This window comes from Acidimicrobiia bacterium (assembly GCA_041676705.1).
Lineage (GTDB): Bacteria > Actinomycetota > Acidimicrobiia > Acidimicrobiales > SKKL01 > Actinomarinicola.
Genome location: JBAYRL010000012.1, coordinates 23,728 through 44,860, shown reverse-complemented (window position 1 = coordinate 44,860; position 21,133 = coordinate 23,728). Strand labels below are relative to the sequence as shown.

37 protein-coding genes are annotated in these 21,133 nt (G+C 54.5%); 33 read left to right on the top strand and 4 right to left on the bottom strand.

The genetic code is table 11. The annotated features are described in order from the left end of the window. The coding region (locus WC184_12235) for an elongation factor Tu (protein MFA7478636.1) at positions 1-148 on the top strand (148 nt) is incomplete at its 5' end. A 5-nt stretch (positions 149-153) separates the two neighbouring features. Further along, positions 154-474 carry a 30S ribosomal protein S10 gene (gene rpsJ, locus WC184_12230; protein MFA7478635.1) on the top strand — a complete coding sequence of 107 codons (321 nt, stop codon included), beginning with the start codon at positions 154-156 and terminating at the stop codon, positions 472-474. A 189-nt stretch (positions 475-663) separates the two neighbouring features. Here the strand turns inward: rpsJ and WC184_12225 are convergent, their stop codons facing one another. Next, positions 664-1,074, bottom strand: a complete 411-nt coding sequence (locus WC184_12225; GenBank protein MFA7478634.1) for a hypothetical protein — start codon at positions 1,072-1,074, stop codon at positions 664-666. A 144-nt stretch (positions 1,075-1,218) separates the two neighbouring features. Here WC184_12225 and WC184_12220 point away from each other — a divergent pair, with 144 nt between their 5' ends. Then, a complete protein-coding gene (locus WC184_12220) occupies positions 1,219-1,875 on the top strand; it encodes an ATP-binding cassette domain-containing protein (protein MFA7478633.1) in 657 nt (218 codons plus the stop codon). A 150-nt stretch (positions 1,876-2,025) separates the two neighbouring features. Here the strand turns inward: WC184_12220 and WC184_12215 are convergent, their stop codons facing one another. Further along, the gene (locus WC184_12215) at positions 2,026-2,172 is read right to left on the bottom strand and encodes a hypothetical protein (GenBank protein ID MFA7478632.1); all 147 of its coding nucleotides are present in this window, start codon (positions 2,170-2,172) and stop codon (positions 2,026-2,028) included. Between the two features lie 53 nt (positions 2,173-2,225). On the opposite strand from WC184_12215, the gene WC184_12210 reads away from it, so the two are divergent. After that, positions 2,226-3,902, top strand: coding sequence for a hypothetical protein (locus WC184_12210; protein ID MFA7478631.1), 1,677 nt, complete (start codon positions 2,226-2,228; stop codon positions 3,900-3,902). 75 nt (positions 3,903-3,977) lie between these two features. Here WC184_12210 and WC184_12205 read toward each other — a convergent pair whose 3' ends face one another. Both WC184_12205 and WC184_12200 read right to left on the bottom strand, forming a co-directional pair. Next, positions 3,978-5,135 carry a radical SAM protein gene (locus tag WC184_12205; GenBank protein ID MFA7478630.1) on the bottom strand — a complete coding sequence of 386 codons (1,158 nt, stop codon included), beginning with the start codon at positions 5,133-5,135 and terminating at the stop codon, positions 3,978-3,980. 61 nt (positions 5,136-5,196) lie between these two features. Then, a complete protein-coding gene (locus WC184_12200; GenBank protein MFA7478629.1) occupies positions 5,197-5,487 on the bottom strand; it encodes a hypothetical protein in 291 nt (96 codons plus the stop codon). A 569-nt stretch (positions 5,488-6,056) separates the two neighbouring features. On the opposite strand from WC184_12200, the gene rplC reads away from it, so the two are divergent. The 29 genes from rplC (at position 6,057) to WC184_12055 (ending at position 21,127) form a co-directional block, all read left to right on the top strand. Next, positions 6,057-6,698 (top strand): 50S ribosomal protein L3, encoded by a 642-nt coding sequence (rplC, locus tag WC184_12195; GenBank protein MFA7478628.1) that lies wholly within the window; start codon positions 6,057-6,059, stop codon positions 6,696-6,698. Beyond that, on the top strand, positions 6,698-7,351 hold the full coding sequence (gene rplD / locus WC184_12190) for a 50S ribosomal protein L4 (GenBank protein ID MFA7478627.1): 654 nt from the start codon (positions 6,698-6,700) through the stop codon (positions 7,349-7,351). The genes rplC and rplD overlap by 1 nt, the downstream gene beginning before the upstream one ends. Further along, the gene (rplW, locus tag WC184_12185; GenBank protein ID MFA7478626.1) at positions 7,348-7,638 is read left to right on the top strand and encodes a 50S ribosomal protein L23; all 291 of its coding nucleotides are present in this window, start codon (positions 7,348-7,350) and stop codon (positions 7,636-7,638) included. Before rplD ends, rplW begins: the two co-directional genes overlap by 4 nt. A gap of 7 nt (positions 7,639-7,645) precedes the next feature. After that, a complete protein-coding gene (gene rplB / locus WC184_12180; protein ID MFA7478625.1) occupies positions 7,646-8,482 on the top strand; it encodes a 50S ribosomal protein L2 in 837 nt (278 codons plus the stop codon). 5 nt (positions 8,483-8,487) lie between these two features. Continuing rightward, positions 8,488-8,766: a 30S ribosomal protein S19 gene (gene rpsS / locus WC184_12175; GenBank protein MFA7478624.1), complete on the top strand. Its 279-nt coding sequence runs from the start codon at positions 8,488-8,490 to the stop codon at positions 8,764-8,766. After that, positions 8,763-9,497 (top strand): 50S ribosomal protein L22, encoded by a 735-nt coding sequence (gene rplV / locus WC184_12170; GenBank protein ID MFA7478623.1) that lies wholly within the window; start codon positions 8,763-8,765, stop codon positions 9,495-9,497. Before rpsS ends, rplV begins: the two co-directional genes overlap by 4 nt. Further along, positions 9,497-10,405, top strand: a complete 909-nt coding sequence (rpsC, locus tag WC184_12165) for a 30S ribosomal protein S3 (GenBank protein ID MFA7478622.1) — start codon at positions 9,497-9,499, stop codon at positions 10,403-10,405. Before rplV ends, rpsC begins: the two co-directional genes overlap by 1 nt. A 2-nt stretch (positions 10,406-10,407) precedes the next feature. Then, positions 10,408-10,824, top strand: a complete 417-nt coding sequence (gene rplP / locus WC184_12160; protein ID MFA7478621.1) for a 50S ribosomal protein L16 — start codon at positions 10,408-10,410, stop codon at positions 10,822-10,824. Positions 10,825-10,826: 2 nt separating this feature from the next. Further along, positions 10,827-11,054 carry a 50S ribosomal protein L29 gene (rpmC, locus tag WC184_12155; GenBank protein ID MFA7478620.1) on the top strand — a complete coding sequence of 76 codons (228 nt, stop codon included), beginning with the start codon at positions 10,827-10,829 and terminating at the stop codon, positions 11,052-11,054. Further along, complete coding sequence (gene rpsQ / locus WC184_12150; GenBank protein ID MFA7478619.1) at positions 11,054-11,341, top strand: 30S ribosomal protein S17; 288 nt, start codon at positions 11,054-11,056, stop codon at positions 11,339-11,341. Before rpmC ends, rpsQ begins: the two co-directional genes overlap by 1 nt. Beyond that, complete coding sequence (gene rplN / locus WC184_12145) at positions 11,338-11,706, top strand: 50S ribosomal protein L14 (protein MFA7478618.1); 369 nt, start codon at positions 11,338-11,340, stop codon at positions 11,704-11,706. The genes rpsQ and rplN overlap by 4 nt, the downstream gene beginning before the upstream one ends. A 13-nt stretch (positions 11,707-11,719) precedes the next feature. Continuing rightward, positions 11,720-12,031 (top strand): 50S ribosomal protein L24, encoded by a 312-nt coding sequence (rplX, locus tag WC184_12140; protein ID MFA7478617.1) that lies wholly within the window; start codon positions 11,720-11,722, stop codon positions 12,029-12,031. Further along, positions 12,028-12,597: a 50S ribosomal protein L5 gene (rplE, locus tag WC184_12135; GenBank protein ID MFA7478616.1), complete on the top strand. Its 570-nt coding sequence runs from the start codon at positions 12,028-12,030 to the stop codon at positions 12,595-12,597. Before rplX ends, rplE begins: the two co-directional genes overlap by 4 nt. After that, entirely contained in the window at positions 12,597-12,782 is a 186-nt protein-coding gene (locus tag WC184_12130) for a type Z 30S ribosomal protein S14 (protein MFA7478615.1), read from the top strand. Before rplE ends, WC184_12130 begins: the two co-directional genes overlap by 1 nt. A 12-nt stretch (positions 12,783-12,794) precedes the next feature. Then, the gene (gene rpsH, locus WC184_12125; protein ID MFA7478614.1) at positions 12,795-13,199 is read left to right on the top strand and encodes a 30S ribosomal protein S8; all 405 of its coding nucleotides are present in this window, start codon (positions 12,795-12,797) and stop codon (positions 13,197-13,199) included. Between the two features lie 10 nt (positions 13,200-13,209). Beyond that, positions 13,210-13,749, top strand: coding sequence for a 50S ribosomal protein L6 (gene rplF, locus WC184_12120; GenBank protein ID MFA7478613.1), 540 nt, complete (start codon positions 13,210-13,212; stop codon positions 13,747-13,749). Between the two features lie 23 nt (positions 13,750-13,772). Then, positions 13,773-14,138 carry a 50S ribosomal protein L18 gene (rplR, locus tag WC184_12115; GenBank protein ID MFA7478612.1) on the top strand — a complete coding sequence of 122 codons (366 nt, stop codon included), beginning with the start codon at positions 13,773-13,775 and terminating at the stop codon, positions 14,136-14,138. After that, positions 14,138-14,713, top strand: coding sequence for a 30S ribosomal protein S5 (gene rpsE / locus WC184_12110; protein ID MFA7478611.1), 576 nt, complete (start codon positions 14,138-14,140; stop codon positions 14,711-14,713). Before rplR ends, rpsE begins: the two co-directional genes overlap by 1 nt. Positions 14,714-14,715: 2 nt before the next feature. Then, positions 14,716-14,901, top strand: coding sequence for a 50S ribosomal protein L30 (rpmD, locus tag WC184_12105; GenBank protein ID MFA7478610.1), 186 nt, complete (start codon positions 14,716-14,718; stop codon positions 14,899-14,901). Beyond that, positions 14,898-15,386 carry a 50S ribosomal protein L15 gene (gene rplO, locus WC184_12100; protein MFA7478609.1) on the top strand — a complete coding sequence of 163 codons (489 nt, stop codon included), beginning with the start codon at positions 14,898-14,900 and terminating at the stop codon, positions 15,384-15,386. Before rpmD ends, rplO begins: the two co-directional genes overlap by 4 nt. A 122-nt stretch (positions 15,387-15,508) precedes the next feature. After that, entirely contained in the window at positions 15,509-16,798 is a 1,290-nt protein-coding gene (secY, locus tag WC184_12095) for a preprotein translocase subunit SecY (GenBank protein MFA7478608.1), read from the top strand. Beyond that, the gene (locus WC184_12090; GenBank protein ID MFA7478607.1) at positions 16,795-17,367 is read left to right on the top strand and encodes an adenylate kinase; all 573 of its coding nucleotides are present in this window, start codon (positions 16,795-16,797) and stop codon (positions 17,365-17,367) included. The genes secY and WC184_12090 overlap by 4 nt, the downstream gene beginning before the upstream one ends. Continuing rightward, entirely contained in the window at positions 17,364-18,128 is a 765-nt protein-coding gene (gene map / locus WC184_12085; GenBank protein ID MFA7478606.1) for a type I methionyl aminopeptidase, read from the top strand. The genes WC184_12090 and map overlap by 4 nt, the downstream gene beginning before the upstream one ends. 176 nt (positions 18,129-18,304) lie before the next feature. Beyond that, on the top strand, positions 18,305-18,529 hold the full coding sequence (gene infA, locus WC184_12080) for a translation initiation factor IF-1 (GenBank protein MFA7478605.1): 225 nt from the start codon (positions 18,305-18,307) through the stop codon (positions 18,527-18,529). A gap of 64 nt (positions 18,530-18,593) precedes the next feature. Further along, positions 18,594-18,707: a 50S ribosomal protein L36 gene (rpmJ, locus tag WC184_12075; GenBank protein MFA7478604.1), complete on the top strand. Its 114-nt coding sequence runs from the start codon at positions 18,594-18,596 to the stop codon at positions 18,705-18,707. A gap of 1 nt (position 18,708) precedes the next feature. Next, a complete protein-coding gene (gene rpsM, locus WC184_12070) occupies positions 18,709-19,083 on the top strand; it encodes a 30S ribosomal protein S13 (GenBank protein MFA7478603.1) in 375 nt (124 codons plus the stop codon). A 43-nt stretch (positions 19,084-19,126) separates the two neighbouring features. Beyond that, positions 19,127-19,525: a 30S ribosomal protein S11 gene (gene rpsK / locus WC184_12065; GenBank protein ID MFA7478602.1), complete on the top strand. Its 399-nt coding sequence runs from the start codon at positions 19,127-19,129 to the stop codon at positions 19,523-19,525. A 1-nt stretch (position 19,526) separates the two neighbouring features. Next, entirely contained in the window at positions 19,527-20,144 is a 618-nt protein-coding gene (rpsD, locus tag WC184_12060; GenBank protein ID MFA7478601.1) for a 30S ribosomal protein S4, read from the top strand. A 44-nt stretch (positions 20,145-20,188) separates the two neighbouring features. Next, positions 20,189-21,127 (top strand): DNA-directed RNA polymerase subunit alpha, encoded by a 939-nt coding sequence (locus WC184_12055; GenBank protein ID MFA7478600.1) that lies wholly within the window; start codon positions 20,189-20,191, stop codon positions 21,125-21,127. The last annotated feature ends 6 nt before the right edge of the window (positions 21,128-21,133 follow it).

The following is a 21,133-nucleotide window of genomic DNA, read 5'->3' as shown; positions in this document are numbered from 1 at the left end:
GGGTACTGAGATGTGTATGCCTGGTGATAATACGGAGATGCGGGTTGAGTTGATTGCTCCGATTGCTATGGATGAGGGTTTGCGGTTTGCTATTCGTGAGGGTGGGCGTACTGTTGGTGCTGGCCGCGTCACCAAAATCCTCGGCTAAATAACATGGCTAACGAACAGAAGATCCGAATTCGACTGAAGGCATACGATCACGAGGTGATCGACCTCTCCACCCGCAAAATCGTGGAGACGGTACTTCGCACCCAAGCCACTATCCGTGGTCCAATCCCACTGCCGACAGAGAAGCATCGCTATACCGTGATTCGTTCTCCTCACGTAGACAAAGATTCCCGTGAGCATTTCGAAATGCGCATCCACAAGCGTCTCTTGGACATTGTTGATCCAAGCCAAAAGACGGTTGATTCCCTGCAGCGACTGGATCTTCCAGCTGGTGTAGATATTGAAATCAAGATCCAACAGGCTTAACGCCTAAGCGATCAAATCTAATAAGTGAGGCCCTGGCATCCCCAGGGCCTCACGCCTTTTTAGCCTCCGGTGTGTCTACCCGGTTGCCTGATTCTTAGTGGGCTTATGGACGGGGACAGTCTTCTAACGAATCTAGGAATGGCGCTCATTGGCTTCACGTCCCGTTCCCATTAAGAGGCCTAAGTCGTATTAGGCAATTTCACAAGCCGAATTCACTTCGTCGAACCTTTCGACTTGGTCACCTGCCTGATGAAAGAACATGCCGGTCTTGATTACGGTGGGTCGGTCCAACCGATCTTCGATTGGGAACCCCATAGATTCAATACATAATGACGTCAAGAGCTTGATTTCAACTAAGCCCTGCGGAAGAGAGTGGTCGGGAAGCTCGGTTGATTCGTAGAATCTGCGCGCCTCTTGGAGGTCATTTTCAGGTGGAAGAGGTCGATTCGGACCGAGATAGTCTTGCCATTGCGCCTCAAGATCGTCGGACGCGTGCTGCGCTTCGATGGAGGTGGCGGGGGTGCCAGTTGAACAGGCACCCCCTATGACCATGGCCAAGATACAGAAAGCCACTGCTGCTCTAAACCAGCGAACATGCATCTATCCAGATTAACCAAAGGTTCATTCTGTGGCTGCTGTGGAATACTTATTGACTTGGGTTAGCCTCGCGTGAGCCAGCAGCATTCAGCGCTATATCAAAGAACCTTCTAGCGTTCCGTTTCAGATCAAAGGCAGCGTAGGGCTATGGGCGCAGTCATCCAATGTCGTGACTTAAATGTTGAAATTGGTGATCGCCTGCTATTGAGCGAGATCAACTTGGACGTTGATCGGTCCCAATCAGTGGCGATTATGGGCCGTAGCGGCTCGGGGAAGACTACCTTGCTTCACGCACTGTCCGGCCTTCATAGCCTGACACCGGGCTCCTTGATTGTTACAGGTAAAGACGTTGGGCGACTGAGTTCGAAAGAGCGCTCGTATTTTCGGCTTCATTCAATTGGGCTCGTGCTGCAATTTGGTGAGTTACTACCAGAGCTTACGGTGGCAGAAAATGTTGGCCTACAGTTAGCGTTGCAAGGTAAGGCCAATCCAGGACGAGTGAATGAGCTGCTAGACGCTGTTGCCCTTAGCGAGCATGCCAATTCCTTTCCCGGAAGGTTGTCGGGAGGCGAGTTGCAGCGAGCGGCGATAGCCCGTGCCGTTGCGGCACGTCCGCCCGTTTTGCTTGCAGACGAGCCCACTGGTGCGCTGGACGAAGACCTAGCTCACCTAATTGTTCGGCTCTTAATCACCACGGCGCGAGCTGAACACGCCGCTTTAGTGCTGGTAACGCACGATCCTGAAATTGCTGCCTACGCGGACATACAATTTAAAATTCGGGGGAAACGGCTGGTTCCATTATGAATCACCGTTACCTGCTTCGTTTGGCGTGGCGCAGTAGCTGGGGCAGCCCAACAAAAACGCGGTTTAAGCCTTTGCTCGCAACCATAGTCATTGGATTGGTGTCGTTCGTTAGTGGCGGAGTGGCATCGGCATGGCAAATGTCAAACCGGATCAATGACAGAGTCGAAGCACGAAATTTCCGGCCCGTTGCGGAAGGCGTCGCGCCGAGTTACGAACGTGCTGTTCAATTTGATAAACTTCCCTCTGGCCGCAGCGTTCTAGTTGTGTGGTGGCGAATTCGGCCTGGAGCACCTTCATTGCCAGGCCTATCTCCGAATACCCAGCCGGGTTGGTTTCTGTCACCGGGGTTGATGGCGGAAATCGCAAATGATCCAACTTTGGCTTATCGATTTCCTGAGGCCGACACTTTGAGAGATGCCGGCGTCGGTCGAGCCGATGAACTGGTGGCCTATCGACTTGTCGATGATGAGGTCGCCACACTTCCGGAGCAACTTAGCGCGGCTCGTTATGAGTATTTAGGTGATCGAGCCGACCTTGAGTGGTTTCCAGTTGTCCTGGCAACCGTACTGAGCATAATCTTGCCTGGCCTACTAGCAGTTATTGCGGTGTTTGCGGTTACCTGGAGTGAAAAAAGTCAAAGAAATAGAGCCTTGGTCACCTTGGGCGTCTCCGAGGCAGGTATATTGCGGCTTGCCCTGGCAGACGGGATCGTAATGGCGCTACCCGGAGCGTGCGTCGGTGCGTTTTCGTGGTATCTAATCGCCCCTCATCTGCGGGCAGTCCCATTGGTGGGTACACCAGTTTTGCCTTTTGATCTGTCGCTACCCTGGTATCTCTCAGTTGGAACCATCGTTGGTACGGTCGTGCTGGCTGCCATCGCCTCATTTCTATTGCAGCGGCCTCGCCCTCGGAAAACTGTGAGTTCGTTTAGTCGACCCATTTGGAAACCGTATCTATTCTTGATAGGGCTGGGGTTAGTAGTCGGTGCGGTCTTAGCGTCAAGCGGGGCATTACGACCTCGCCTTTTTATAGGTGGTGTTCTTGTGACCACCGTCGGATTGATTCGGAATCTACCCACGCTGCTGCATGATCTTGGGATGGCTATGGTTCGATTCCGGAGCTCGACGGTGGCGTTGCTTGGGGGACGCTCATTAGCGATGCATGCCACAGTGACGGCAAAAAGTCTCGGAGCGGTGGTGCTACTTGGAGCCCTCATCCCGTTGGCGATGGCCTGGGTCGCAGTTGCTCGTCAACAAGATGAGCCCACTGAACAAAACCGGATGCTTAGCGTGTACGGATTGGCGTCGGACGCAGCGCTGGAGGTTGGTGAGTATTACCAAAGCCCGGTTGTTCTACTCGAACGTGAACCCCGTGACGATGGCGCGTTGCACGGCTATGGCGCATGTCGTGATATCCACGTAATTGAGCCAAGCGCTAGCTGTATTGATGGTGTTGTCAGTGGTTTACGCCCGGGGCCACCAGTTGTTCTTGATTTGTCGAGTCCGCCGGATCATCCTGAGGCAATCTTTCCTTCGAGAACCGGTTCCAATTTAGAAGCAGAAATACGGTCGCTAGCAGTAAATGCAGCTTCGCCGGACTGGCGAGTTTCGTCGGGAAACTACCCCCAAGAGTCCTCTTTGGTGCCGTGGATTCTGGGTGCGGCGCAAATCACAAGCGTTTTTGTATCGGTAGCACTCCTAGCAGCACTTATAGGTCGAGCGCAGGTCACCGCCATTGGGCGTTCTCGGTTGGGAGCGGTTGGCGCTTCGAGGTTGTTGGTCCAAAGGGTGTCCGCAGAAGAGGCAGCCCTGTCAGTGGCCGCAGCGGCAGCTACAGGGCTCATGCTAGGCGTGATACTCGCAACGGGGTTTAGCGTGATTGAACCAACCGCCATGATGCCATGGTCGATCGTAGGTCTCGGGGTTATGGTGGCCGCCGTAGCGTCTTTCATTTCTGCGTTGGTGGCCTGGGCAACGACTCTCGACCCGGCGCTAGTGTGGACTGATCGGAACCATACGGGCTGGTAAAGCACTGTTTGAGTAGCTGACTGGCTCTACTAACTCGTAATTGGTGCAGAGCTGGATAGTGTCGCGAAACCTGGCTCAACTTTGGCGTTGGAGGTACTCGATTAGGCTTTGGCGGCCGCAACAGCCGGGGTTATAAGCCGGATTGTGGCGTTCTTCTACCAGGCGCTCGTGGGGGCAGCCCCCATTGCAGATCTCATAGGTGGGGCACGTCTCTTTGTCGGCCAAGCTGGCTAGGTTCTCTTGTCGGCGATCATCAAGTTTCACGCTGGCGCGGATGTCGTCAAAGCTGTGTGAGTTGATGTTGCCAAAGTAAAAGTCGTCGTCATCAATAAAACGGGCGCAGTGGCCCACGTCCCCGTTTGGTTCCACTACGTAGAAGGTGCCAATGCAGTTACCTGCCAGCATGCAGCTAAACGAGCCTTGGGTCTTAAGTCGGGAAAGCACCGAATCCAGTTCTCGAATCCCGAATCGAAGCCCACGCCTTTGGCGTTCCTCGTAGAGCGCGATCAGAAACTCGTTCAGTTCTTCTTCGTAGATGTAGTCGGTTCCGTTGGGGCCAGCTGGTTCTAAGTGTCCGGGTCGGATGGGGTTTAACCCGCAACCTTCGGCACCGGTAGAGACCAAGAAATCTAAAACGGCCTCAGCCCCGAGCTTGGTCATCGATCGACCTAGTGTGACCAGAACGCCGAAGCGCACCTCATTTCGGCGCAGGTTAGCGAGCCCAGCGTGAACCGCTTCAAAGGTACCCTTGCCAAATTGGTCCACCCTTACCTGGTTGTGAATCTGGGCTGGTCCATCGAGGCTTACGCCAACCGTAAACTTATTGGCAACAAAGAACTGGGCCCATTCGTCGGTTAACAACACCCCGTTGGTTTGCAGCGAGTTGGTTACACGTTGACTCGGCTGGATGTATTGGGCTTGTAGGTCTAAGGCATGCTGGTAGAACTTCCTAGGTAGTACCAGCGGTTCGCCACCGTGCCAGTTAAAGCTAATGACCCGATGTTTCGGATGCTCCAGAGCTTTACGGGTCAGGGCCTCAACCGTTTCGGTGGCCATGGTGTGGCCACTACCGCTTCGCCAATCGTGGCAATAAGTGCAACGCAGATTGCATAAACGAGTGCCTTTAACCGTTAGTTCCACCTGGTAGCCAAGTGGTGGGGGACCACTTGGTCGAGCCTGGGCAGCTTGGGCTTGGGCCAATAGCCCTCGCAGCAGTTCTGTTTCGTTCGTCATACTGACTCCGACCTAAGGGCGAGGCGTGAGAATTGCTATCTAAGCCCAACCGAACGAGCCTCTATTCGGTTGGATCCCAACGGTCCACGTAGGCAGCAAGGTTCCACTTCGGAGTTACGGTTATTGGGCTAAGAATCTTAAATGTCGAATCCTTCAGCGATGGCAGCTTGGGGCCTACCTCGATGTTTGGAAGACCAGTTCCAAATCCTTCCACCTCAGCACTGCTTTCGGCCTGCAACAAAACAGCTCGAAGCAGGGTGCGTTCCCGGTCGGAAAGTGTTCCACCCCAGTCGTGTAACTTTCCTGCAAAGGCGTCGATTTCGGCTTCGGTGAAGTTCTCAAACTCGGTCATGGTTGGCTCCTATTAGCTACGTGAAACTCGCCGGATGTTCTTCGGCACCTAAATAGACAAAACCCGCAGTCAATGGTTACAGCTCACATCATCCCCAATGTTTCGCGACCTCCCGCACTTTGTGGCTCGTGTCGACGTTGTCCAGCTTCAAGGAGCGCTCCGTCGTCTGGGGTGCTACGACGGTGAAATGGCAATAACTTGGCTGCCTATAGTGACCCGATTCGAGCCCGTCGAGTACCATGACAAATATCTCGTAGCTAACTTTGCTAATTGGGGCCACAACCCGGGCGCTAAGACATTGCAAAGTCGCATTGCAACCATTGTTGAAATGCTGCTACGGTATTACCCCTGTGCCCACTAGGTAAGATTCTTGCCTAAAGCGCACACTCCGAATTGTTAAATCGACGTCTGCGAAGGCCCGAAGGGAACCACACAGCAAAACCGAAATGACGCTCCGCTGGGCCTGCCCGCCGGAGCGTTGGCGTGAATGGCATCGACGGCGCTACCACCTTTTGGTATCCGTCGGAAAACCACCACACGCTTTACGAACCAAGAAGGACACAGCCGCAATGGCGAATAAGGCAATCGTCGGCCAAAAGGTCGGCATGACCCAGGTCTGGGATGACGAAAACCGAGTCGTACCCGTGACGCTGGTCAAGGTCGCGCCGTGTCGCGTCGTACAAGTGAAGCGGCCCGATACCGATGGCTACAGCGCCCTGCAGGTAACTTTTGGGCAACGCGATCCTCGTAAACTCAACCAACCGCTTAACGGGCACTACGACAAAGCCGGTGTGGCCCCGGGAACCCGGTTGGTTGAACTGCGCCTTGAAGACGTAAGCGCATACGACATCGGCCAAGAAATCGCGGTAGATATTCTCTCGGCCGGGGAACTAGTTGATGTAACGGCCGTGAGTAAAGGTAAAGGCTTTGCTGGCGCGATGAAGCGTCACAACTTTGCCGGTCAGAATGCCTCTCACGGTAACCACCGTGCCCACCGCAAGCCAGGTTCAGTTGGAAACGCGGCAACCCCTGGCCGTGTCTTTAAAGGCACCCGTATGGCTGGGCGAACTGGTGCTGAGAAGGTAACCACCCAGAATCTGACGGTGGTCCAGGCCGATGCCGAGCGTGAACTTCTCCTAATCAAAGGCTCTATTCCAGGCCCCAAAGGCGGTCTCGTCTTAATCCGCGACGCTGTGAAGGGTGGCAACTAATGAGTTCTTTAACGGTTAAAACCGCCGACGGAGGCTCCGCAGGCGAAGTGGAACTGAACGAAACCTATTTCGGTATTGAGCCAAACGTGCCGGTGATGCACCAAGTGGTAACAGCTCAACTAGCTGCCCGTCGTTCTGGTACCCAAAGCACTAAGACTCGTGCTGAGGTCCGGGGTGGTGGCATTAAGCCTTGGAAACAAAAAGGCACCGGTCGTGCTCGCCAAGGTTCTATCCGTTCTCCTCAATGGCGCGGTGGTGGCGTTGCTCTTGGCCCTAAGCCCCGCAGCTATGCCCAGCGCACCCCTAAGAAGATGATCAACCTGGCTCTTCGTTCCGCTCTCTCCGATCGGGCTGCTGAAGGTCGCGTGGTTGTGGTCGACAACTTCACTTTTGAACGGCCCAATACCAAAGCTGCCCTGGCTACTCTTGAAGCTTTGGGAATTAACGACAAAGCCCTAATCGTTCTTGGTGATGACGATGTTATTGCCGCTAAGAGCTTCTCGAACCTGCAAAGCGTGCAGCTAATTCATGCGGCCGAGCTCAACGCCTACGACGTACTTTGTAACGATTGGTTGGTGTTCACCAAGGCCACACTGCCCACCGGCGACCCAGCCGATAACTCCGCTACTTCAACCAGCGAGGACGACCAGTGAAGGATCCCCGCGACGTAATTCTCGAGCCGGTAGTGAGCGAAAAAGCTTATGGCCTAATCGAAGACAACGTCTACACCTTTAAGGTCGCTTCGTCGGCCTCTAAGCCCGAAATTCGCGATGCCGTTCAGGCCATCTTCGACGTGAAGGTCACCAACGTGAACACGCTGGTGCGCAAAGGCAAGCGTCGTCGTGACCGTCGCACCGGAATTTACAGCAAGCGCCCCAATATCAAACGGGCCATAGTCACCCTCGCCGAGGGCGACTCGATCGACATCTTCGACGCCTAGGAACGACATGGCATTACGTAAGCGCAAGCCCACCAGCCCCGGTCGTCGGTTCCAAACCGTCTCGGACTTTTCCGAGATCACCCGCTCGACCCCTGAGAAATCTCTACTGGCCCCCAAGAACCGCACCGGTGGTCGAAACGCCTACGGGCGTAAAACGGCCCGTCACCGTGGTGGCGGACATAAGCAGCAATATCGCATTATTGACTTCAAGCGCACCAAAGATGGTGTACCCGCTAAAGTGGCCGCCATCGAATACGACCCTAACCGCACGTGTCGTATCGCACTGTTGCACTACCTAGACGGCGAGAAGCGATACATCTTGGCCCCCAAGAATGTGAAGGTTGGCGACACCCTGGCTTCGGGCCAAGGCGCCGACATTCGCCCCGGTAACGCCCTACCAATGCGTTACATTCCGGTTGGTACCACGGTTCACAACGTGGAGCTTCGCCCAGGCCAAGGCGGCCGTATGGCACGCAGCGCCGGTTCCAGCGTGCAGCTAGTAGCCAAAGAAGGCGCTTACGCCACTTTGCGTCTACCTTCAAGTGAAATGCGTCGAGTGCCTATCGACTGTCGCGCCACTGTCGGCGAGGTTGGCAACTCCGAGCACGAGCTCATCAAGATTGGTAAGGCGGGTCGAAGCCGCTGGAAGGGTGTCCGCCCACAAACCCGTGGTGTGGCCATGAACCCAGTCGATCACCCCCATGGTGGTGGTGAAGGTAAGACCTCTGGTGGTCGTCACCCAGTTTCTCCTTGGGGTAAGCCCGAAGGTCGTACTCGCAATAAGAACAAACCCTCTCAAGCACTAATCGTCCGCCGCCGACGTACCCGCGGCTCCCGGAGGTAATCGGTATGCCCCGTAGCGTCAAAAAGGGCCCATTCGTCGATGATCATCTATTGAAGAAGATCGACGCCTTGAACGAGAAGAATGAGAAAAAGGTCATCAAGACTTGGTCTCGTCGTTCAACCATCTTGCCCGACATGGTGGGTCACACCATTGCCGTGCACGACGGACGCAAGCACGTCCCGGTATATGTAACCGAGTCGATGGTTGGCCACAAGCTCGGCGAATTCGCACCCACTCGCACCTTCCGATTCCACGCTGGACAAGAGCGGGGTGGCCGTCGATGACTGGTATTAAGACCAACGAGCGTCCCGGCACTCGCGCTCAGTATCGCTACGCACGTATGTCGCCGACTAAGGCTCGAGCGGTGCTCGATCTAATCCGCGGGAAAGCCATTGGCGAAGCCGACGAAATTCTGGCCTTTAGCGAACGCAGCGCGGCTGCGGTAATCCGCAAGGTGCTCGATTCGGCGATTGCTAATGCCGAGCACAACGATGAGATTGCAGCCGATGAGCTTTACGTCTCAGCCTGCTATGCCGATGAAGGGCCAACACTTAAGCGTTGGCGTCCACGAGCTCGTGGTCGTGCCACCCGTATCCGCAAGCGCACCTCACATATCACCATCATTGTGAGTCGTCTCTCCGAAGAAGAGATTGCTCGTCGTCGTGCTATCGAAGAGGCGATTCGAGAGTCTCGCTCAGGCCAAGGTGCTGCCCGCGCCGCACGCTCAGCCAAAGACGCCGCCGATGCTCGTGCCCGTCGAGTGGCTAAGAGCCGCGACGCCAAGGCCGCTAGCGAAGCCGAAAAAGAAGCTGAAGTAGCCGACGAGGAACTTGTTGATACCGACGCCGCTACCGAAGTAAACGCAGAGGTCGATACCCAAACCACCGAAGTCGATGCCGCCCCGGCCGACGCCGAAGTGGAAGCTGTTGCAGCTGACACAACCGACGAAGCAGCAGCCAACGATGAGGCTTCTTCCCCTGAGGAAGCTGGCGACGGCGAAGAGAAGGATCAGTAATGGGTCAAAAAGTTCATCCCTACGGTTTCCGTCTAGGAGTCACCACCGATTGGAAGTCACGCTGGTTTGCGAACCGCGACGAATACGCCGACTTTGTGAATCAAGACTGGAAGATTCGTGACTATCTGATGACCGAATTGCCTCACGCTGCAATTAGTCGAATCGAGGTGGAGCGTACTCGCGACCGTTTACGGGTTGATGTGCACACCGCTCGACCTGGCATTGTCATCGGTCGTCGTGGCAGCGAAGCCGATCGTCTTCGTAACGGTCTTTCAAAGCTGAGCGGCAACAATAAGGTGCAGCTCAACATCCAAGAAATCAAACAGCCTGAACTCGACGCTGCTTTGATCGCCCAAGGTGTGGCTGATCAATTGGCAGGCCGTGTTGCTTTCCGCCGTGCTATGAAACGTGCCGTGCAAAACGCTCAAAAGGCCGGTGCCCTCGGTATTCGTGTGCAGTGCGCTGGTCGCTTGGGTGGTGCTGAAATGTCACGCACCGAGTGGTATCGCGAAGGCCGTGTGCCGCTACACACCTTGCGCGCCGACATTGACTACGGTTTCCGTGAAGCGAAAACCAGCTATGGCCGTATCGGCGTAAAAGTTTGGATTTATAAGGGCGATATTCTGCCCTACAAGAGTGAGAGCGACGACAAGGTTTCTCGCGAAGCTGCGCTCGCCGCAGGAGACTCGGCAGGCGATGCTCGTCCTCGCAAGGTGGTTTCTTCGGCCGCCGCTCGCCGACGTCCCGAAGAACCTGAAGCTACACCCGAAGCTGGGCACGAAGAAGCCCCGCTTATTAAAGAAGCTGACCCCGATTTCGAACGTCTATTGGCGGAAGAAGAAGAAATCGAACGTTCGGTTCGTGACCATTATGAAACTCCACACTTCCGCCCTGGGGATGGTGATTAATCATGTTGATGCCAAAGAAGGTTAAACACCGCAAGCACCATCGTGGCCGCATGACCGGTAACGCAAAAGGTGCCACCACTGTTAGCTTCGGCGACTTTGGTATCCAGGCTTTGGAACCCGGTTGGATTACGGCCCGCCAAATTGAAGCGGCTCGTATTGCCATGACCCGCCACATCAAACGAGGTGGCAAGGTGTGGATCAACGTGTTTCCTGACAAGCCCGTAACTCAAAAGCCTGCTGAAACTCGCATGGGTTCTGGCAAAGGTAACCCCGAACGTTGGGTAGCCGTAGTAAAGCCGGGCCGTGTGTTGTTCGAGCTTTCCTATCATGACCCTGAAATTGCACGGGCTGCTATTGAAAGAGCCATTCAGAAGCTTCCGATTAAAGCTCGCTTTGTCGAGCGTCAGGAAGGATTCTAAGAATGGCAAAGCAAAATAAAGTTGCACAGTTGTCTGACACTGAGCTTGATGAAGCTCTGTCAAACGCAAAAGCTGAGCTATTTAACCTTCGTTTCCAACATGCCACTGGCACCCTAGAAAACTACTCACGCTTGCGTGAAGTGCGTCGGGAAGTGGCTCGTGTGAACACCGAATTGCGCGTTCGTGAGATCGCCGCGGCTGAGGCTATTGCTCGGAAGGAGATGGCCTGATGGCCGAAGAAACATCCACGGACGTCGCCGCCGAGCGCTACAACCCGCGCAAGGTACGTGAAGGTATCGTGACTTCAAACGCCATGGAAAAGACGGCCGTTGTTTCGGTTACCGATCGGGTACGTCACCCCCGGTACGGCAAGACCGTGCAGCGCACCACTAAGTTCCATGTGCACGACGAAACAAACGACTTGCGTCTTGGTGATCGGGTGCGGATTCAAGAAACCCGTCCTATTTCGAAGCTCAAGCGTTGGCGGATTCTGGAAATCTTGGAGCGCGCACGATGATTCAACAAGAAACTCGACTTCGCGTTGCCGATAACTCCGGTGCCCGCGAAATTCTCTGTATCAAAGTGCTAGGCGGAACTAGCCGTCGCTACGCAGGAATCGGCGATGTCATTGTGGCCACGGTCAAAGATGCCCTACCCGGAGCAGCCGTGAAAAAGGGTGATGTCGTTAAATGCGTTGTCGTACGCACCAAGAAAGAACGTCGCCGCGCCGATGGTTCTTACATTCGCTTCGACGAAAATGCAGCGGTGCTAATCAACGACAACCTGCAACCTCGCGGCACCCGTATCTTTGGCCCGGTGGGCCGCGAACTTCGAGATAAGAAGTTCATGCGTATCGTTTCTCTCGCCCCGGAGGTGCTCTAAAAACATGGGCGCCATGAAAATTCGTGCCGGTGATCGCGTTGTGGTCTTGGCCGGTAAAGACAAAGGTAAAGAAGGCGTGGTTTCACGCACTCTGCCCAAAGACGGCAAAGTTGTGGTAGGCGGCGTCAACGTGGCTCGCAAACACCAAAAGCCCACTTCGGCAACCACCCAAGGTGGCATTCTCGACATTGAAATGCCCATTGACGTTTCAAACGTTGCCATCATCAGCCCCAAAGACGGTAAAGCCACTCGCATTGGCTTCCGAGTGGAAGCTGACGGTTCCAAGGTTCGCATCTGCAAGCGCACAGGAGTAGAGATCAAGTGACGACATCTACCTATGCTGCGCCCCGGTTAAAGCAGCGCTACAACGATGAGCTGCGTGACCGTTTGCAGGCCGAACTTGGTCTAAGCAACGTCATGCAAGTACCAACCTTCGAAAAAATTGTGGTGAATATTGGTGTTGGTGAAGCTACTTCACAAGCCAAGCTGCTAGAAGGTGCCCTGGAAGACTTGGCCATTATCTCCGGCCAGCGTCCAGTCATCACTCGAGCCAAGAAATCCATTGCAGGTTTCAAGCTCCGTGAAGGCAACCCCATTGGGGTGAAAGTGACTCTGCGGGGTGACCGCATGTGGGAGTTCTTCGATCGGCTGATTAGCCTCGCAGTTCCCCGTATCCGCGACTTTCGCGGACTACCCACCAAGTCGTTCGACGGGCATGGCAACTACACCTTTGGTGTGACTGAACAGTTGATTTTCCCAGAGATTGATTATGACAAGGTAACCGTGACACGAGGTATGGATATCACCATCGTGACCACCGCAAAGACTGACTCTGAAGGGCGTGCACTATTGGCTGCCTTCGGATTCCCGTTCCGACGTGAGGGGCAGTAATGGCCAAGAAGGCTTTAATTAACAAGCAACAAAAAACCCCTAAGTTCAAGGTCCGGGCCTACACACGCTGCCGCCGTTGCGGTCGGCCTCGTTCGGTCTTTAAGAAGTTCGGACTGTGTCGAATTTGTTTGCGGGAAATGGTTCATTCTGGCGAATTGCCAGGTGTGAAGAAGTCGAGCTGGTGAGGAGGTAAGACGATGACAATGACAGATCCCATCGCCGATATGCTCACTCGTCTGCGCAATGCCAATGTGGCTATGCACGACGATGTGGCCATGCCTTCCTCCAAGCTGAAGGAAGCTTTGGCTGAGCTGCTGCTCAAAGAAGGCTATATCGACGGCTTCAATGCCATAGACAACGATTCACGCCCTGGTCGTACTCTTACCATTACCATGAAGTACTCCCAGGATCGTGCCCGTATTATCTCTGGGCTTCGCCGTATTTCTAAGCCTGGTCTGCGCATCTATACCAAGGCCGGCGAGATTCCTCGGGTGCTTGGCGGTTTGGGTGTAGCAGTTGTATCTACAAGTCAAGGATTGATGACCGACCGCGAAGCTCGCAAGCGTCGCATGGGTGGCGAAATCCTTTGTTACGTTTGGTGAGGAAGGCAAAATGTCAAGAATAGGTTTGTCTCCAGTAGCTCTGCCCGCCGGGGTTGAGGTCACCGAAAAAAATGGGTCGGTAACGGTAAAAGGACCGAAAGGTACTCTAAGTTACGACCTGCCAGAGTTTGTCAGCCTGCGTCAAGAAGAGCAGCAGATCGTGCTGGAACGAAACGAAGAGTCGCGCGACGCCAAAGCTATGCATGGTCTCGCTCGTTCGTTGGTTGCCAACATGGTCGTTGGGGTTAGCGAAGGTTTTCGCAAAGACCTTGAAATTGTCGGTGTTGGTTACCGGGCCTCAGCCAAGTCATCCAGTGTGATTGATTTGGCCCTGGGCTTTAGCCATCCGGTGAGTATCGAGGCCCCCGAGGGTGTCACCTTTGAGGTCCCTTCGCCTACCAACATTGGTGTAATTGGTATCGACAAGCAGGTAGTGGGGCAGGTAGCTGCCGACATTCGCGCTCTGCGTAAGCCCGAGCCCTATAAGGGTAAAGGCGTTCGATACGCCGGAGAACGGGTGTTGCGCAAGGCCGGTAAGACGGCTAAGTAGCCCAAGAAGCGAGAAGAACAAGAATGAGCGATAGCGCTAAAGTTAAAAGAGAGGCCAGAATCCGTCGGCATCGTCGGGTTCGCAAGAAGGTCTTGGGCACGGCCGAACGTCCTCGTCTCGCTGTGTTTCGATCCAACAAGAATATTTCAGCTCAGGTCATCGATGACCGTCGGGGTCACACCCTGGCGGCGGCTTCATCGCTAGAAGCCGATCTTGGTGACATGGCGGGTGCCAGTAGAGAAGCGGCGACTAAGGTTGGTGCTTTGTTGGCGGCACGTGCCAAAGAGGCTGGCATTGATCAAGTAGTTTTCGACCGTGGCGGTTACCGCTACCACGGCCGTATTGCAGCCCTAGCTGATGCTGCCCGTGACGCCGGACTGGAGTTCTAATGGCAACAAACCGAAATTCGGCCAACGACGCCCAACTGCGTGAGTCGCGGGTAATCGACATCAACCGTGTAGCCAAAGTGGTTAAGGGCGGTCGTCGGTTCTCTTTCACGGCGTTGGTAGTAATTGGCGATGGCAATGGTCGGGTTGGCCTGGGTTATGGCAAAGCCAAAGAAGTACCCCTAGCAATTCAAAAAGGCACCGAAGAAGCACGTAAAAATCTCTTCACAGTGCCCCTAGCTGGCACCACGATCGTGCACTCTGTGACTGGTCGCGTTGGTGGAGCCCGTGTGCTGTTGAAGCCTGCTGCTGAAGGTACCGGGGTCATTGCCGGTGGTGCCGCACGTGCAATTTTGGAAGAAGCTGGCATTGGTGATGTGTTGTGTAAGTCACTTGGTTCCTCCAACCACGTGAACGTCGCTCGTGCCACCATTGACGGTTTGCGTGCCCTGCGACGTCCCGACGAAATTGCCAAGATGCGCGGTCTCGACCCAGAAGATTGCATTCCTGGCGGTTTGCTTCGTGCCTATCGCGAAAGCGAGCGCGGCCCAGCCCCTGAACCATTTGAGGTGGCATAGCCATGGCACAATTAGTTGTTACCCAAATCCGTTCCGCCATTGGTACAAAACCCAAACAACGCGGAACCTTACGTGCACTCGGTCTACGTCGCTTGGGGGCTACTAACACCCTGCCCGACCGTCCCGAAATTCGTGGCATGCTGTCGCGGGTACCGCACTTGGTAACTGTGGAAGAGGTTTCAGAATGAAAATCCACGATCTCAAGCCGGCTGAGGGTTCCAACCGTCGCCGCAAACGAGTAGGTCGCGGTATCGGTGGCGTTGGCGGTAAGACTGCTGGTCGCGGTACTAAAGGTCAAAGAGCTCGTAACACCGTACCGGTAGGTTTCGAGGGTGGTCAGAACCCACTGCACATGCGGGTACCGAAGCTTAGGGGCTTCAAGAACCCGTTCCGGGTGGAGTATCAGGCCGTTAACCTTGACACACTCACTGAAAGTGGACTCACTGAAGTTTCACCCGAGTCGCTGTATCAGCGTGGCCTAGTTGGCAAGGGTGCTTACGTGAAGATCCTCGGCCGAGGCGAAGTTTCTGCTGCGCTTACGGTCAAGGTGCATGCGGTTTCGAAATCTGCTGAAGCTGCGATCACCGCAGCTGGAGGCACCATCGAGATAGTTCCAATGCCTTTTGGTCATGGACGTCCGCCCGCCAAGGGCAACGCTCACACCAACCGCTAAAATACGCGGTGCCGCCGGTGAATTCCGGTGGCACCATTTTTATTAACTATCCTGTCGTAAAGCTGACAGTTATCTAGTGCTTTGAAGGTGAGGAAGGTCACGTGCTGACGACCCTGAGGAATATGTTCAAGGTCCCCGACCTGCGCAACAAGATCCTCTTCACCGTGGCGATGATCGCCATCTACCGTTTTGGATCCCATGTGCCAGTGCCAGGTCTCGACCTTGACCAGCTGGCCATTTTGCGTACCCAGGCCGAAAGCGGTGGCGCTTTGGGCTTCTTGCAACTTTTCTCGGGTGGTGCGCTAACCAACTTCTCGGTGTTCGCGTTAGGCATCATGCCTTACATCACGGCCTCGATCATTATGCAGATCTTGACCGTGGTAATTCCGCGTTTAGAACAGTGGCAAGAACAAGGTGCGGTGGGACAACGCAAGATGACCCAATGGACACGTTATTTAACGGTGGCCATTGCGGTATTGCAATCCACTAGCTTTACCTTCTTGTTTGCTAACGGTGGCGGTGGCTTCATTAGTGGCGATTTAGCGCTCCTAACCGAGTTCACCATTCCACGCGTACTGCTAATCGTCATCACTATGACTGCTGGTACCGCCTTGATCATGTGGATGGGCGAAACCATTACCCAGCGTGGGATCGGCAACGGCATGTCGCTTATCATCTTCGCTTCGGTTATCAGTCGATTCCCCGCCCAAGGCGCACAAATTCGTGCCGAGTCGGGCGATGTCACATTAACTTTCGTGGTCATCATCTTGGCTTTGGTCCTCTCGGCCATCGTGTTTGTGGAACAAGGTCAGCGTCGGATCCCGGTCCAGTTTGCCAAGCGTGTGGTGGGTCGCCGTATGTACGGCGGTCAAAACACCTACATCCCACTGAAGGTGAACCAGTCAGGTGTAATCCCGGTAATCTTTGCCAGCTCGGTGCTATACCTGCCGCTTCTCGCTTCACAAGTCTTGCCCAATAGTGGTTGGGGTGACGCCGTACGTCGTTGGGTGAACGACAACCTTTTGGCCCCCGACAATATCTTTTACATCATTATCTTTGGGTTGCTGATCGTCGGATTCGCCTATTTCTACACGGCCATAACTTTCGACCCGGCCAAACAAGCAGATTCGTTGCGCAAGCAGGGTGGATTCATTCCAGGTATCCGTCCTGGCATTCAAACCGAACAATATTTCGCTCGGGTCTTGTCACGAATCACGTTGCCGGGTGCACTCTTCATTGCGGTGGTAGCCCTGGTTCCTGACATTGTTCTTGGCCAGGTAACTAGCGGCAGCCAGTCGCAGTTTGCTTTCGGTGGTATTTCGCTCTTGATTGCTGCTGGTGTGGCCCTTGAAACCGTTAAACAAATCGATAGTCAGCTGATGATGCGCAACTACGAAGGATTCTTAAAATGAGCGCAGTGAGACTGGTGCTGCTTGGCCGCCAAGGCGCTGGCAAAGGCACGCAGGCCGTTAAATTGTCGGAACACTACGGCGCCCCACATATCAGTACCGGTGACATGCTGCGAAGTGCCGTGGAAGAAGGCACCGAATTTGGTCGCCAAGCCGGCGAGATTATGGACCGCGGAGATTTGGTACCCGACGACGTAATGGTCGGAGTGGTAACCGAACGCTTGGCCAAAGACGATGCTGTGGCTAGTGGCTACCTGCTTGATGGTTTCCCTCGCACTGTCGCCCAAGCCGAAGCCTTAGCTGCTATGCCCAATGGCGATGCGTTGCAAGCGGTGGTCAACATTGACGTACCACTTGATGAAGTCCGTACCCGTATGCAGCTTCGGGCCCGCGCCGACGATACCCCAGAAGCAATTGATCGCCGTTTAGCTCTGTACGAAGCCCAAACTGAACCGCTAATCCGCTTTTATGAAGAACGCGACATGCTGCTCGTGGTTGATGGGCTTGGCACCGTCGATGAAATCTTCGCCCGGCTGGTGGAAGCTATCGATCGGATCCGGCCAGTTCTATGAGACGAGGGGGCGTACCCCGTCGTACGAAGGATGAGATCAAGAAAATGCGGCGTGCCGGTCGAGTGGTGGCGGAAATGCATCACGACATTCGCGCCGCTATCCGTCCCGGCGTTACCACAGCCGAACTAGATCAGATTGGCCGTGAGGTGCTGGAACGCCGAGGGGCCACCTCTAATTTTTTAGGTTACGGTTCGCCACCGTTTCCAGCGGTAATATGCGCCTCGCCAAATGACATGATTGTGCATGGCATTCCGAACGATGTGCCGCTAGAAGAAGGCGACATCATCTCCATCGATTGCGGCGCAGTCGTAGATGGATGGCACGGAGATGCGGCTTTCACCGCTCCGGTTGGCACGGTCGCAAGACCAGTGCTGCGCTTATTGGAAGTCACAGAAGCCTCACTCAAAGCCGGTATTGCCCAACTACAACCCGGCAATCGTTTAGGCGATTTAGGCCAAGCGATCCAAGGCGTAGCGGAAGCGGCCGGATTTTCAGTGGTTCGAGAATACGTGGGGCATGGCATCGGGGAAGCTATGCACGAATACCCCGACGTCCCGAACTTTGGACGTGCCGGTCGCGGTTTAAAAATCCAAGAAGGCAATGTCTTTGCTGTGGAACCAATGCTGAACGCCGGAACGGCTGAAACGGCATTGTTAGATGACGATTGGTCGGTTGTTACTGCCGATGGGCAACTCTCGGCACATTTTGAACACACAATCGCAGTTGGCGCCAATGGCCCTGAAATTCTTACTCTGCTGTGAACACCAAAGTGACCTGCTTTGACAAGTGGTGCACGCTATCGATCCATGGCGGCATATAATAGCCGGTTTGAAGTTGGCCAATCGGGATAGTTGCGCTAACGTATAACTTCGGTCTTGTTCCGGGCTCTTTCATGGTGCCTGGTGGCAAGAGAAATGGTTTGATCTGGAGGACAGCCCTGGCTAAGCCCAAAGAAGACGCGATCGTTCTAGAAGGAACGGTCATCGAGCCACTACCCAACGCCATGTTTCGGGTAGAGCTCGAAAATGGCCACAAGGTGTTGGCCCATATTTCCGGCAAGATGCGGATGCACTACATCCGTATTCTCCCAGGAGATCGCGTCCAAGTAGAGCTCACGCCTTACGACTTGTCCCGCGGTCGCATCACTTACCGCTATAAGTAATTTGTCCTGTTCTTGACAGGATCGACCCCGACGCCGTGGGCGTTTGGTTCCTGAAGGATCTTTTATGAAGGTACGACCCAGCGTTACGAAGATGTGTGAGAACTGCAAGGTGGTGCGCCGTACCGGCACCGTACGCGTTATTTGCACAAATCCTCGACACAAGCAGAGGCAAGGCTGAAATGGCACGAATCTCAGGCGTAGACATTCCACGTGAGAAGCGGCTTGTAATCGCACTCACCTATATCTACGGAATTGGGCCAACCACCGCTGCACAAATTTGTGCCGCTACATCGATTGATGAAAGCACACGTGTCCGCGACTTAACCGACGAAGAAGTCAACCAGATCCGTACCTGGATCGACTCTAACCTGAAGGTTGAAGGTGACCTTCGTCGTGACGTATCGCAGGACATCAAGCGCAAGATGGAGATTGGTTGCTACCAAGGCATCCGTCATCGCCGCGGTCTTCCGGTCCGTGGTCAGCGCACCCACACCAATGCCCGTACCCGCAAGGGTCCTAAGCGGACCGTTGCTGGCAAGAAGAAGGTCCGTTAACGGATTTGATTACCTCGACTACCACTCTTTGGAGTATTAAGTAATGGCCAAGAGCAGCCCTGGAGGGCGGCGACCACGTAAACGTGAACGGAAAAACGTTACGTACGGTATTGCCCACATCAAGAGTTCGTTTAACAACACGATCATTTCGATCTCCGATCAAGACGGCAACACCCTTTCTTGGGCATCTGCTGGCGCTGTCGGATTTAAAGGTTCGAAAAAGTCCACCCCGTATGCCGCACAGATGGCCGCAGAGAATTGTGCCCGTGCCGCTATGGAACATGGAGTTCGCAAAGTGGACGTGGTAGTTAAAGGCCCCGGTTCGGGCCGTGAAACCGCCATTCGCTCTATTCAAAACACCGGAATTGAAGTCACGGGTATTAAAGACATCACTCCCGTGCCGCACAACGGCTGTCGTCAACCCAAGCGCCGGAGAGTCTGACATGTCACGTTACACCGGCCCTAAGGCCCGTATTTCACGACGTCTTGGTACCAACATTTGGGGTACCGAGGGCGAAAACAAGGCCATGGAAAAGCGGCCATACCCACCGGGTGAACACGGTCGTACCCGTCGTCGTGGCAACGCTTCGGAATATTTGCTGCAGCTCCAAGAGAAGCAGAAGGCCCGTATGACCTACGGCCTGACCGAACGCCAATTCCGTAACCTGTACAAAGAGGCCAACCGCAAAGAAGGGGTTACTGGTGAAACCATGCTCCAGTTCCTCGAACTTCGGTTAGACAACGTTGTATACCGCGCTGGTTGGGCTGCCACTAGGCCCCAAGCTCGCCAGTTTGTGAATCACGGTCACGTGAAGGTCAACGGCAAGCGGGTTGATATTCCCAGCTACCGGGTTCGTAAGGGCGATGTTATCGAACTTAAAGACGCCTCCCGTGAGATGGTAGTGGTCACCTTTAATCTCGATGTTCTTTCTCGTACCCCAGCCCCGTGGCTCGAAGTTGCTGACGGTGGTTTCCAGGTAACAATTCGCGAGCTACCACTTCGTGAACACGTGGACGTTCAGGTACGTGAACAGCTCATTGTCGAGTTGTACTCCAAGTAATTAGCTCTTACAGCCATCTCCCGCCTTTTAGAGGTACTTTCTAAATGCTCGTCATTCAGCGCCCAACGATCGAAGCCCTTGGAGACGGTGACACGGCTCGCGCTTTGTTCGCCGTTGGTCCCCTAGAGCCTGGCTTTGGGTTCACTATTGGCAACTCGCTTCGTCGTACGTTGCTTTCATCTATCCCTGGTGCCGCGGTTACTCAGGTTCGTTTCGACGATGCTCTCCACGAGTTCGACACCATTCCCGGCGTAGTCGAAGACGTAACCGACATCATCTTAAACTTGAAGGACCTCGTGCTCCGCGTAGAAAGCGGTGAGCCGGTGGTGCTTCGTTTAGATGTGACCGGACCTAAAGACGTCACCGCTGCCGATATTGCCACCACATCAGATGTTGAGGTTCTGAACCCCGAACTGGCCATCGCTACCATTTCGGGTTCGGCTCGCTTGGCTCTCGATATCACGGTGGCTCAAGGCCGTGGCTATGCCACCGCCGAACAAAACAAGCGTTCCACCACTATCGGGGTTATCCCGGTCGACTCAATTTTCTCACCGGTACGTCGCGTCACCTTCGATGTTGAAGCGGCCCGTGTTGAACAATCAACGGCCTATGACCGTTTGGTGCTCGACATTGAAACTGATGGTTCCATCTCAGCTCGCGATGCTTTGGCTTCAGCCGGCGCCACGCTACGTGCTTTGGTGCAACTAGTAGAAGAGATGAGCGACGAACCTCAAGGTTTGGAACTCGGCGAAATTAGTGTCACCGGCTCGGGGTCTCCAGACCTCGACCTTCCTATCGACGACCTCGAACTATCAGAACGTCCTCGCAACTGTCTCAAGCGAGCACAAATCGAGACCATCGGCGAACTTCTCACCAAGTCTCATGAAGATCTTTTGTCGATCACAAACTTTGGTCAGAAGTCTCTCGATGAGGTAACTGCAAAACTCGATGAGCGGGGTTTGAAGCTCCGCGGAGAGGACTGATTCAAT